Annotated in this window: 11 protein-coding genes and 1 pseudogene; 3 read left to right on the top strand and 9 right to left on the bottom strand. The window is 76.3% G+C overall.

Translation table 11 applies throughout. The features are described from left to right. From ABD976_RS11620 to mftA, 9 genes and pseudogenes are all read right to left on the bottom strand, one after another. Positions 1-280, bottom strand: a pseudogene (locus tag ABD976_RS11620) (hypothetical protein); the annotation flags it as partial. A 6-nt stretch (positions 281-286) separates the two neighbouring features. Further along, a complete protein-coding gene (locus tag ABD976_RS11615; RefSeq protein WP_345361691.1) occupies positions 287-586 on the bottom strand; it encodes a ferredoxin family protein in 300 nt (99 codons plus the stop codon). Between the two features lie 8 nt (positions 587-594). Then, positions 595-1896, bottom strand: coding sequence for an FAD-dependent oxidoreductase (locus ABD976_RS11610; RefSeq protein ID WP_345361688.1), 1302 nt, complete (start codon positions 1894-1896; stop codon positions 595-597). Further along, entirely contained in the window at positions 1886-2896 is a 1011-nt protein-coding gene (locus tag ABD976_RS11605) for a mycofactocin-associated electron transfer flavoprotein alpha subunit (protein ID WP_345361685.1), read from the bottom strand. The genes ABD976_RS11610 and ABD976_RS11605 overlap by 11 nt, the downstream gene beginning before the upstream one ends. After that, complete coding sequence (locus ABD976_RS11600) at positions 2893-4845, bottom strand: mycofactocin system FadH/OYE family oxidoreductase 2 (protein WP_345361682.1); 1953 nt, start codon at positions 4843-4845, stop codon at positions 2893-2895. Before ABD976_RS11600 ends, ABD976_RS11605 begins: the two co-directional genes overlap by 4 nt. After that, entirely contained in the window at positions 4842-6818 is a 1977-nt protein-coding gene (locus ABD976_RS11595; RefSeq protein ID WP_345361679.1) for a mycofactocin system FadH/OYE family oxidoreductase 1, read from the bottom strand. The genes ABD976_RS11600 and ABD976_RS11595 overlap by 4 nt, the downstream gene beginning before the upstream one ends. Next, on the bottom strand, positions 6779-7969 hold the full coding sequence (gene mftC / locus ABD976_RS11590; protein ID WP_345361676.1) for a mycofactocin radical SAM maturase: 1191 nt from the start codon (positions 7967-7969) through the stop codon (positions 6779-6781). Before mftC ends, ABD976_RS11595 begins: the two co-directional genes overlap by 40 nt. Further along, entirely contained in the window at positions 7966-8253 is a 288-nt protein-coding gene (gene mftB, locus ABD976_RS11585) for a mycofactocin biosynthesis chaperone MftB (RefSeq protein ID WP_345361673.1), read from the bottom strand. The genes mftC and mftB overlap by 4 nt, the downstream gene beginning before the upstream one ends. 8 nt (positions 8254-8261) lie before the next feature. Beyond that, positions 8262-8366 carry a mycofactocin precursor MftA gene (mftA, locus tag ABD976_RS11580; RefSeq protein WP_345361670.1) on the bottom strand — a complete coding sequence of 35 codons (105 nt, stop codon included), beginning with the start codon at positions 8364-8366 and terminating at the stop codon, positions 8262-8264. An 85-nt stretch (positions 8367-8451) separates the two neighbouring features. On the opposite strand from mftA, the gene mftR reads away from it, so the two are divergent. The 3 genes from mftR (at position 8452) to ABD976_RS11565 (ending at position 12123) form a co-directional block, all read left to right on the top strand. Further along, positions 8452-9075: a mycofactocin system transcriptional regulator gene (gene mftR / locus ABD976_RS11575; RefSeq protein WP_345361667.1), complete on the top strand. Its 624-nt coding sequence runs from the start codon at positions 8452-8454 to the stop codon at positions 9073-9075. Positions 9076-9160: 85 nt separating this feature from the next. Further along, positions 9161-10750 carry a phytoene desaturase family protein gene (locus tag ABD976_RS11570; protein ID WP_345361664.1) on the top strand — a complete coding sequence of 530 codons (1590 nt, stop codon included), beginning with the start codon at positions 9161-9163 and terminating at the stop codon, positions 10748-10750. Positions 10751-10833: 83 nt separating this feature from the next. Next, entirely contained in the window at positions 10834-12123 is a 1290-nt protein-coding gene (locus ABD976_RS11565) for a metal-dependent hydrolase family protein (protein WP_345361661.1), read from the top strand. Positions 12124-12200: the final 77 nt, after the last annotated feature.

The following is a 12200-nucleotide window of genomic DNA, read 5'->3' as shown; positions in this document are numbered from 1 at the left end:
GTCGCGGCGCGGCCGCTTCCGCGCGGTGCACCCGCAGCGCCCCGTCGGCGACCGCGGCCAGCGCCGCGAGCAGCGCCCCGGCCGCTCCCGGCGGTCCCACCGACACCGCCAGCACCCGTCCGCCGCAGCGCTCGGCCAGCCGCAGCCCGTGCTCCAGCGCCGCCTCCTCGGCCGGGCCCGGACCCCGGTCCCGCTCGTCGGCGGTCGCCGTCCCGGTCAGCGGGTCCACCGCGACGCGGCGCCACGACCAGCTCAGCGCCACCACGATCAGCGCGGCCACGCTCCCTCACCCCCGCCGGAAGACGACGCCGTCGCCGCCGTCGGGGTAGGACCAGGACAGCGCGCCCTCCCGGTTGCACACCTGGTAGCAGGTGCCGCACTCGAAGCACTGCTCGTAGTTGAACAGCACGCCGCCGTCCGAGGTCGGCACGAACAGGTCCGCCGGGCACGCCGTCACGCACGCCTTGGTGGTGCACGACCGGCAGACCTCGGTGTCGACGGTGATGTGCGGGCGCCGCCCGACGCGGAACTCCACCGAGGCCATCCGGTCGGCGAACGCGATGTCGTCGTAGTGCCGCGAAGCCATCTCTCCTCCTATCCGAAGATCCGCAACGCCCGCCAGGCGTCGGCGGCGAGCCGGGGCAGCCCGATGCCGCGCCGCCGGGCGCCGCGCCGCAAGGACCGCAGCAGCCCGGGTTTCGGCTCGGGGTTGCGCACCGTGAAGACCTCCTGGGCCAGGTCGCAGACCAGACCGGGGTAGGCGCGCTGCACCCGGTCGGAGAGCACGAAACCCGGTGCGCCGCGCAACCGCCGGTGGTCGGCGAGCACGAACGAGTCGGCCAGCCGCGCGCGGTACCCGGCCAGGCCGCGTCGCGAGGTGTCGCCGCCGCCGATCGCCTCGGCCGCCGCGCGGCCCGCCGCCAGCCCGGAGCCGATCGCGAAGTTCACCCCCTCCAGCCAGAGCCCGGCGGCCAGGCACATCGACGCGGCGTCCCCGGCGATCAGCAGCCCGTCGGCCGCCAGCGGCGGCATGGTGCGGTAGCCGCCCTCCGGGATCAGGTGCGCCGAGTGCTCGACGACCTCGGCTCCGCGCACGTAGGGCGCGATCGACGGGTGCCTGCGCAGGTCGGCGACGACCTCCTCCGGGCGCTTGCCGGAGGCGGTGAGGCCCGGCAGCGACAGGACCACGCCGAGCCCGACCGTCTCCCGGTTGGTGTAGAGGAATCCGCCGCCGGGGATGTCGCCGGTGCAGCCGATCATCTCGATGTCCACGCCCTCGTCGCCGCGCAACCCGAACCGCTCCTCCAGCACCGGGCGCGGCAGCGCCAGCGTCTCCTTCACCCCGAGGGTGAGGTGCTCGGGGTCGGTCCGCGGCAGCAGCCCGGCTTCCTTGGCCAGGAACGAGTTCACCCCGTCGCAGGCCACCACGAGGCGCGCGGTCAGCTCGCCGCGATCGGTGCGCACGCCGGTGATCGCGCCGCCGGCGTCGCGCAGCAGTCCGGTGGCGGTGGTCGAGGTGATCAGCTCCGCCCCGGCGGCCACCGCCTTGTCCGCCAGCCAGCCGTCGAAGTCCGCGCGGTAGGCGGTCATCCCGTTGTGCGGTGCTTCGCCCCACGCGGTGCTGCGCACGTCGACCGAGACCGAGCCGGTCGGCGTCATCATCATGGTGCTGCGGCGGGTGACCCAGCGCTGCACCGGCACTTCCTCCCACCAGCGGGGGATCACCTCGTCGAGCACCCGGCCGTAGACGACGCCGCCGTAGACGTTCTTCGAGCCGGGGAACGGTCCGCGTTCCAGCAGCACGACCTCGGCCCCGGCCCGGGCCAGCTCCAGCGCGGCGGCGGCTCCGGCGGGCCCGGCCCCGACGACGACGGCGTCCACGGCGTCAGCGGTCATGGTCGCCTCCCGGCAGGCCGAGCCGGTGCTCCAGTTCAGCGAGCACGGCGGGGGCGTCGGCCACGATGCCCAGGTCCGCCAGGGCCGTCATCGGGCACGACGGGTCGGTGTTCACGCTGATCACGTGGCGCGGCCGGCCCAGTCCGCCGACGTGCTGGGCCGCACCGGAGATGCCGAAGGCGAGGTACAGCTCGGGATTGACCACCACGCCCGTGGTGCCGATCTGCCGGTCGTGCTCGGCCCAGCCGGCGTCGGTGACCACCCGGGTGGCACCGGCGGAGCCGCCCAAGGCGGCGGCGACGGCGGTCAGCCGCGCCATCACCGCCCGGCCGTCCGCACCGGTCGGCACCGCCCCGGCCCCGGCGGCCAGGATCCGCCGCGACTCGGCGAGCTCGGTGCTCCCCGGCTCCGGGCCGAGCACCGCCACCACCTCCGCGTCCACCCCCCGGACGGGTGGTGAGTGCGGGGCACCTTCATCCGGCTTGCTCGGATGAAGGTGCCCCTCACCTGGGTCGACAGCACCTGATCGGGTGAGGTCGGTGGGGTGCGGGGGTGGCACCGGCGGCGGGGTGCCCCGGACCCCGGGGCGCAGGGTCACCACGACCGGACCGGTGAACTCGGCGCGCAGCTCCACCCGGTCGTCCAGCCGGGTCAGCACGGCCTCCTCGCGGGTGCAGCGCACCGCCCCGGCCAGCAGCGGCCGGTCCCACGCCAGCGCCAGGTGCGGGGCCAGATCCCGCCCGTCGGGCGAGGCGGGCAGCACCACCACCGGGACCTCGGCGAGCAGCGGCCGGACCGCCGCGGCCACCGCGTGCGGGCCGGTGCCGCCGAGTTCGAGGCACCACACCTGCCGCGCGGCGGTCAGCGACCGGGCGGCCTCGCCGGTCCCGGTGCCGGTGAGCAGCACCGCGCCGGCGCACTCGGCGGTGGTCTCGTCGGCCCCGGCGGGCAGCTCGCCGTCGCGCACGACCACCAGCGCCACGACCTCCGCCCCGATCACAGCGCCGCCCCGATCCGCTCGCCCTCGACCACCGCGGCGTGCGCGCGGCGCGGCGTGAGGCAGTCGCCGACGCGGTGGACGGCGAACGGCGCGTCGGCGAGCTCCCGCCACAGCGCGTCCTCCGGTTCCTGGTGCGTCGCGCAGACCACCCAGTCGGACCGGACCTGCCGCATGGCCCCGGTGGTGTGGGTGAGCACGTCGAGCACGACCGCGTCGCCGTCGGCCGCCGCGCCCAGGACCACCTCGTCGGTGCCGCCGGTGATGCCCTTGTCGTGCGCGCGCAGCGCGAAGGTCTCCAGGTCCAGCGTCACGCCGAGGTCCTGCCCGACCACCATGCCCGGGGTGCTGATCCGCACCGCGCAGCCGCGGTCGGCCAGCAGTTCGGCGACCGAGGTGGCCTGGTGGAAGCCCAGCTCGTCGACCACCAGCACGGCACCCGCCGGGCGCGCCCGGTCCTCCAGCACGTCGCGGACGTCGACGACGCGCGCCAGCTCGCCCGCCCACCACGGCCGCTGCGGCCGGGCGCCGGTGGCCAGCACCACGGCGTCGGGTCCGGCGGCGCGCAGGTCGTCGGCCGCGACCTCGACGCCGGTGCGGAGCTCGACCCCGCGGCGCAGGCACTCGGCCCGCAGATTCCGCGTCACGTCGAGGAATTCCGCGCGGCTGGGCACCGAGGCGGCGACCGCGACCTGACCGCCGGTGGTGGCGGAGCGCTCGAACAGGGTGACCCGGTGGCCGCGCTGCGCCGCCGTCGCGGCGGCCTGCAGCCCCGCCGGGCCGCCGCCGACCACCAGCACCCGCTTCGGCCGCCGGGGCGCGGGCAGCGGGGTCGCCTCCCGGCCCGCCCGCGGGTTCTCGATGCAGCCCAGCCACCGGTTCAGCCCCATCCGGCCGACGCACTCCTGGTTGCACGACAGGCAGGTGCGGATGTCCCCCGGGTGGCCGGAGCGCGCCTTGGCGGCGAAGTCGGGATCGGCGATCTGCCCGCGGACCACCCCGACCAGGTCGCAGTGCCCCTCGGCGAGAGCGCGTTCGGCCTGGGCCGGGTCCTTGATGCGGCCCACGCCGACCACCGGCAGCCGCACCGCGCGGCGCAGCGCGTTGGCGATGGGCAGCGCGTAGCCGGGCGGGATCGCCATCGACGCCTCGATCATGTACAGCGTCGAGGTCGCCACGCCGACCGAGGTGTTGAGGTAGTCCACCGCTCCGGTGGCCTCGACCAGCCGCGCCACCCGGACCGCCTCGTCGAGCGTGGTGCCGCCGTCGATCAGCTCGTCGCCGCAGAGCCGCACGCCGAGCGCCCGCTCCGGACCCAGCACGTCGCGCACCGCCGCGATGATCTCCAGCAGCAGCCGCGCCCGGTTGGCCAGCGGACCGCCGTAGTCGTCGGTGCGCAGGTTCGTCGCGGGGGACAGGAAGCCCCGCACGATCGAGGAGTGCGAGCACTGCAGCTCCACGCCGTCGAACCCGCCCTCGGCGCAGTGCGCGGCGACGGTGGCGTACCCGGCGACGACCTCGGCGATCTCGGCGCGGTCGACGGCCTTGGGCACCTCGCGGAACAGCGGGTCGGGCACCGGCGACGGCGCCCACACCGGCCGCCGCGAGTACATCGAGGACGCCTGGCCGCCGTTGTGGTTGAGCTGGGCGAACACCGGTACCCCGTGCGCGTGCACCGCGTCGGTGATCCGCCGGTAGCCGGGGATCGCGGCGCGGTCGAAGCCGTGGATCAGCTTCTCGTAGGGCCAGTCGGTCGGATGCGTCGAGTGCTCCTCGGTGATGACCAGCCCGGCCCCGCCCGCGGCGCGGGCCCCGTAGTACGCCGCGTGCTGGGCGCTGGGCAGGCCGTCCTCGGCGTAGTTGGTCAGGTGGGCGGAGAACACGATCCGGTTCCGCGCGGTGACCGGGCCCAACCGCAGCGGGGTGAACAGGTGGCGGTACGCGGCGCTCATCCGGCCGCCTTCCCGGCGGTCACCGGCGCGGCGGCCCCGGCGGCCAGCGCCGCCCGCCTGCCCTCCAGCACCGCTTCGTGCAGCGTCCGGGGCGCGGTGCGGTCCCCGGCCCGCAGCGGTGCGTCCAGCGCCTCGTCGGGCAGCCGGTGTCCGCAGTGGACGACCGCGGCCGCGGGCAGCTCCTCGCGCACCCCGGTGAGCACGTGCTCGGCGAGCACCGCCCCGGCCGTCACCGCGCGCGGCACCGACCGGGTGCGCAACCGAACCCCGGCGCGCTGCAACCGGGCGTTGGCGTCGGCGAGGTCGCCGGTCAGCGCGAGCTGGGTGCCCGCGACCGGGTCCGGGGTGAGCAGCGCGGTGTCCCGCCCGGCCGCCGCGAGCAGCTCGGCGACGCCGACGCCCACCGCGTCGCCGACCGGGTCGAACACCGCGACCGGTCCCGCAGGCAGCACCTCGTCCGCGGTGCCGCCGCGGTCGAGGTGGGCCAGCAGCGCCGCGGCGTCCAGCGCGGTCCCGCCCCGCACCGGGTAGCCGCGCGGCCCCGGTACCGAGCCGGTGGCCAGCACCACCTCGCGGCCGCCGAGGTCCGCCGCCGCGACCGGGGTGCGCAGCGCGATCCGCACGCCGAGCCGCCGCACCTCGGCGACCAGCCAGTCCACCAGCGCCCCGAGCCGGTCGCGGCCGTGCACCCGGGCCGCCCACCGGGCGGCGCCGCCGAGCTGCCCGCCGCGCTCGGCGAGCAGCACGTCGTGGCCGCGCAGCGCGAGCACCCGCGCCGCCTCGAGCCCCGCCGGCCCGCCGCCGACCACCAACACCTCGCGCGGCGCGGGGTCGGTGCCCGACACCGGCGGGTCCTCGGTCTCGTGGCCGCTGCGCGGCTCGCCCACGCAGGACACGACCGGGTTGCGGGCGTCGCGCACCCGGCACTTCTGGTTGCACAGCACGCAGGGCCGCACCCGCTCGGGACGACCGTCGCGCACCAGCGCCACCAGGCGCGGATCGGCGATCTGCGCCCGGGTCATCTCCACCAGGTCGGCGACCCCGTCGTCGAGCGCGCGCTGCGCCTGCTCGGGGGAGACCACGCTGCCCTGGAGCACGACCGGCGTCCGCCCGGCCACCGCGGTCCGGACGTCCCGGCACAGCCCGGTGTTGAACCCGGGCGGGGTGTGCAGGTCGGGCCGGGTGGCCGAGGTGCCCATCGCCGACCCGCGCACCACCACCAGGTAGTCGACGGCGGCGGCGAACTCCGCGGCCAGCTCGGCGCCGCGTTCGGGGGTGATCCCGGCCCACGGCGCGAGTTCGTCGCAGGACAGCCGCAAGCCGAGGACGCCGTCGCCGAGCCGCTCCCGGACCGCGCCCAGCACCTCGCGCAGCAGCAGCGCCCGGTCCTGCCCGTGGGCGTCGGTGCGGTGGTTGGTGAGCCCGGACAGGAACTGCCGCAGCAGCGAGTGCTGCCCGGCGGCGATCTCCACGCCGTCCAGCCCGGCGGCCGACGCGGTGGCCGCGGCCTCGGCGAAACCGGCGACCAGCCGCCGGATCTCGTCCGCTTCCAGTTCCACCGGCAGTTCCCGGGACGCCACGTCGGGCACCCGCGAGGGCGCCCACAGCGCGCGCTGGTGGTACGCCGAGGAACCCTGGGAGCCGGTGTGCCCGAGCCCGGCCAGCACCAGCGCCCCGTGCGGGCGGCACGCCTCGGCCACCGCCGCCCAGCCCGCCGCGCAGTCGGCGGCCAGCGGGGCCCGCTCGTAGGGGTGGTCGGAGGGGTCGACGGAGGCCACCTCGGTGACGATCACGCCCGTCCCGCCCGCCGCCCGCTCGGCGTAGTAGGCGACGTGCCGGTCCGACAGCGCCCGCCCGCGACCCAGGTTCGTCACGTGCGGTCCGAACAGCACCCGGGACGGGGCGGTGCGCGGGCCCAGCCCGACCGGACCGGTCAGCTCCACGTCGCCCCCGACAGCGGGCTGGAGTCGCACGGCTTGGCGGGCACCCGGACCGAGGGCATCCCGAGCCGCACGGGGCGTCCCCGGGAGTGGTCCTGCGTCGGGCGGGGCAGCACCGCGGGGTCCACGGCGGACGGATCGGCACCGCCCCGGACGCACTCGGGATCGGGGCCGTCCAGCGGCAGGCCGGTGAAGAACTTCGCCGCCATGCAGCCGCCCCGGCACGCGTCGTAGGCCGAGCAGGACGCGCAGGCACCGGCCGACGAGGGCCCGCGGAGCTCGGTGAACAGCTCCGATTCCCGCCACACCCGGGCGAACCCGCCCGCGTCGCGCACCGATCCCGCGCGGAACGCGTCGTGGATGGCGAACGGGCAGGCGTAGACGTCGCCGACCGGATCGATCAGGCAGACCACCCGGCCCGCCCCGCACAGGTTCAGCCCGGGCAGCGGGGACGAGCCCAGCGCGTTGAGGTGGAAGAAGGAGTCGCCGGTGAGCACCGAATCGCCGTGCTCGGTCAGCCAGCGGTGCAGGACGTGCTGCTGCTCGGCGGTCGGGTGCAGCTCGTGCCAGACGTCGGCGCCGCGCCCGGAGGGCCGCAGCCGGGTGATCCGCAGCTGCGCCCCGAGGTCGTCGGCGATGGCCTTGAACTCGTCGAGCTGGCCGACGTTGTGCCGGGTCATCACCACCGAGATCTTCGCCCCGGGCATCCCGGCCTCGGCCAGGTTCTCCAGCGCGCGCATCGCCATGTCGTAGGAACCCGGTCCGCGCACCGCGTCGTTGACCTCGCGGGTCGCCCCGTCCAGCGAGACCTGCACGTCCACGTAGTCGGTGGCCGCCAGCCGGGCGGCGCGGTCGCGGTCCAGGCGCAGGCCGTTGGTGGAGAACTTGACGCCGACCTGGTGGGCGACGGCGTAGTCCAGCAGTTCCCAGAAGTCCGGGCGCACGGTCGGTTCGCCGCCGCCGACGTTGACGTAGAAGACCTGCATCCGCTGGAGCTCGTCGATGACGGCCTTCATCTCCTCGGTGCCCAGCTCGTCGGGATCGCGGCGGCCGGAGGAGGACAGGCAGTGCTCGCAGGCGAGGTTGCAGGCGTAGGTCCACTCCCAGGTCAGGCAGATCGGTGCGTCGAGGCCGGAGGTGAAGTGCTCGACGAGGGAGGGCACGCGTTGCGCGGTGGCGGTCATCGGGACTCCTTCGGTCCGTCGCGGACGGGAACGATCAGCCCGGAGTCGGCGAGGGAGGCCAGCGCCCGCCGGAACGCGCCGCGCCGCTCCGGCGGCACGGTCTCCAGCGCGGCGTCGACGCTCGGGTGCTCGCCGAGCCCGCGCACCAGGTCCACCAGTTCGGGGACCTTGAGGAAGGACAGCCGCCGGTTGCCGAAGTGGTAGGCGAGCGCCCCGAACGGCTCGGGGCGCAGCGCCACGTCCGGGCTCAGCCGGTAGCCGGAGCCGGTGTCGAAGGCGGTCATCGGGCGGTTCAGTAGACGCCGCACATGCCGTCGATGGAGACCTCCTCGACCAGCAGCTCCTCGTCGACGGTCGGTTCGGTGTCGGACGTGCGGGCGGTGCTGTCCTCGCTCATGGCGGGCTTCCTCTCACCTGGGGGCGGTGCCGCGGCCGTCGTGGGGGAGAGTATGTGCACCCAGTGCAGGAAGGGAAGGATTCCGTTGCCGCGTGACACGTCCGGCCCAACCGGGCGCCCGGGCCGCCGCCGCGCCACCTCGCGCGCCGAGCTGGAGCACGTCGCCTTCGAGCTGTTCGCCGAGCAGGGCTTCGAGCGCACCACGATCGACGACATCGCCCGCGCCGCCTCGATCGCCCGCCGCACCTTCTTCCACTACTTCGCGTCCAAGAACGACGTGCCGTGGGGCGCTTTCGACGAGCAGTTGCGGTGGCTGCGCGAGGAGCTGGACCGCTACGGCCCGGACGTCCCGCTGATGGAGGTGATCCGGCGGGTGCTCGTCGACTTCAACCGGGTGCCGCCGGAGGAGGCGCCGTGGCACCGCAGGCGGATGGAACTGCTGCTGCGGGTGCCCGCCCTGCAAGCGCACTCCACGCTGCGGTACCAGGCCTGGCGCCAGGTGATCGCCGAGTTCGTCGGGCGGCGCCTCGGCGAACCGGTCGACGCGCTGGCCCCGCAGGCCATCGCCTACGCCGTCCTCGGCGTCGCGCTGGCCGCCTACGAGCAGTGGCTGGACCGGGACGACGCCGAACTCGTCGCGCTGCTGGACACCGCGGTGCGGGCCCTGGCGAGCGGGTTCGGCGCCTCCACCGAAGGCCCGGCCCGGTGAACCGATCCGCTGACGCGGCCGCGGAGGTCCCGTCCGGGTGAGGGCGGCGGTGTAGCGGGCGAGGCGTCCGGGTAGGCCGATCGGCGTGGAGGACTCGGTGGACGCCGTGGTGGTCGGAGGCGGTCCCAACGGCTTGGTCGCGGCGAACCTGCTGGTCGACGCCGGCTGGGACGTCCTCGTGCTGGAAGCCCTCCCGACCCCGGGCGGCGCCGTGCGCAGCGCCGAGCTGATCGAACCCGGGTTCCGCAACGACGTGTTCAGCGCCTTCTACCCGATGGGCGCGCTGTCGCCGTGGGTGGCCGGGATGGGGCTCGCCGAGCACGGGTTGCGCTGGCGGCACGCCCCGGCCGCGCTGGCGCACGTGCTGCCCGACGACCGGTGCGCCGTGCTGTCCCGCGACCTCGCCGAGACGACGTCCTCCCTCGCCGGGTTCGCCGGATCCGACGCGCGGGCCTGGCGCGCGGAGTTCGCCACCTGGCGGCGGATCCGCGACGACCTGGTCGGTGCGCTGTTCGACCCGTTCCCCCCGGTGCGGTCCGGGGCCAAGCTGCTGCGCTCGCTCGGCGCGGCCGACGCGCTGCGGTTCGCGCGGCTGGCCACCACCCCCGCCGCGGCCCTCGGCGCGGAGCGGTTCGCGGGGGAGGGTGCCCGGCTGCTGCTGGCGGGCAACGCGCTGCACACCGACCTCGGTCCGCTGCAGGCGGGCAGCGGGCTGTTCGGCTGGCTGCTGTGCATGGCGGCCCAGGACGTCGGCTTCCCGGTGCCGGCGGGCGGTGCGGGCGAGCTCTCCGGGGCGCTGGTCCGGCGGCTGCTGCACCGGGGCGGCCGGATCGACTGCGGACGACCGGTGGCGCGGGTGCTCACCGCGCGCGGCCGGGCCGTCGGGGTCGCCGACGGCGCGGGCGGGCTGGTGCGCGCCCGCCGCGCGGTGCTGGCCGACGTGCCCGCGCCGACGCTCTACCGGCGGCTGGTCGGCCCGGACGCGCTGCCCGCCCGGCTGCTCGACGACCTGGACGCCTTCCACTGGGACGACGCCACGCTGAAGGTGGACTGGAACCTCGACGGCCCGATCCCGTGGCGCAACCCGGCGGCCGGCCGCGCGGGCACCGTCCACCTCGGCGCGGACCTGACCGGGCTGGCCGACTTCGCCACCCGGCTGGCCACCGGACGCGTCCCGGAGGAACCGTTCCTGGTGCTCGGCCAGATGAGCACCTCGGACCCCGATCGCTCGCCGGCGGGCACCGAGACCGCGTGGGCCTACACCCACCTGCCGCGCGGCGTCCGGTGGACCGCCGACGACCTGCGCCGGGTCGCCGACCGCGTCGAGCGGACCGTCGAGCGGCACGCTCCCGGGTTCGGCGCGCTGGTGCGCGGTCGGCACGTGCAGGGGCCGGCGGACTTCGAGCGGCGCGATCCGGCGCTGGTGGAGGGCGCGCTCAACGGCGGCAGCGCCGCGCTGCACCAGCAGCTCGTCTTCCGGCCGGTCCCCGGGCTCGGTCGCGCCGACACCCCGGTCGACCGGCTGTACCTGGCGGGTGCCTCGGCGCACCCGGGCGGCGCGGTGCACGGCGGCCCCGGGGCCAACGCCGCCCGCGCCGCGCTGGCCCGCGACGGCGTCCTCGGCGAGGTCTACGGCGCGGTCGTGCGCGGGCTGCACGGCGCGCTGCACCGCTGACCCGTTCGCGTGGCGGTGCGGATGCGGTCCGGCGAGCGCGGGCGCAGGCTCCGGCGCGGGCGGCGTTGCGCGGAGGAGGCGGCATGGACCAGCGGCCGGAATCGCTCCTGATCACCGGGGTGCGGGTGTTCGACGGCCTCGGCGACGCCGCGGAGCCGGGGGCGGTGCTGGTCGAGGGCGACCGGATCGCCGCCACCGGGGCGGAGGCGCGGGAGCGGGCGCCGGAACGGGCCGAGGTGCTCGACGGCGGCGGCCGGGTGCTGCTGCCCGGTCTCACCGACGCGCACGTGCACCTGGTCGCGCTGGGCACCGAGCCCGCCGGGCTCGCGACGGCGAGCGCGGGGCTGCCGCACCTGCGGGCGCTGGAGGCCGCGCGCCGGATGCTGCTGCGGGGCTTCACCGCGGTCCGCGACATGGGCGGGGACGTCGCGGCGGTCAAGCAGGTGATCGACGAGGGGCTGTTCCCGGGCCCGCGGCTCTACCCCAGCCAGGCCGCGCTGTCCCAGACCTCCGGGCACGGCGACTTCGGCGCCGTGCACGAGCCGCCGGTGGCGCTGGGCGGGGCGCCCTCGCGGGCCGAGGAGATCGGGTTCATGCGGGTCGTCGACGGTCCCGACCGGGTGCTGGCCGGGGCCCGGGAGCAGTTGAAGAAGGGCGCGAGCCAGCTCAAGGTGATGGCCGGCGGCGGGGTGGCCTCCCGCTACGACCCGCTCGGCACGCTGCAGTTCACCCCGGAGGAGCTGCGGGCGGCGGTGCGCGCCGCCGAGGACTTCGGCACCTACGTCGCGGCCCACGTCTACGGCTCGGCGGGCGTCCGGCGAGCCCTGGAGGCGGGCGTGCGCTGCATCGAGCACGGGCAGCTCGCCGACGAGCGCACGATCGGGATGCTCGCCGAGCACGACGCCTGGCTCAGCACCCAGCCCTTCGACGTCGACGACCACCACTACCCGACGCCGGAGCTCGCCGCGAAGAACACGATGGTGTGCGACGGCGTGGAGCGCACCCTGCACCGGGCGCGGGAGCACGGGGTGCGGCTGGCCTTCGGCACCGACCTGCTCGCTCCCGCCGAGGCGCACCGGCAGGGCGCGATGCTGGCCCGGCTGTCCCGCTGGCTGAGCCCGGTCGAGGCGCTGCGCATCGCCACGTCCGGCAACGCCGCGCTGTTCCGGATGGCCGGGGAGCGGGATCCGTACCAGCAGGTGATCGACGGTCACCCGACGGCTCCGTTGGGGGTCATCCGACCGGGCGCCTTGGCGGACCTGCTCGTCGTCGAGGGGGACCCGACCCGCGACCTCGGTGTGCTCGCCGATCCCGCGGCCAACCTCGCGCTCGTGGTCAAAGGCGGTCGGATCTGGAAGAACTCGCTGGACTGACGCCGGTTTGCCCGCCGGGGCGGCGGACCGCAAGCTGAACCCGTTGCGGACCAGCAGGTCCGGGCCGCGTCGGCACG

The sequence above is a fragment of the Saccharopolyspora cebuensis genome (assembly GCF_039542665.1).
GTDB classification, from domain to species: domain Bacteria; phylum Actinomycetota; class Actinomycetes; order Mycobacteriales; family Pseudonocardiaceae; genus Saccharopolyspora; species Saccharopolyspora cebuensis.
This window is presented reverse-complemented; position numbering and strand designations above follow the sequence as displayed.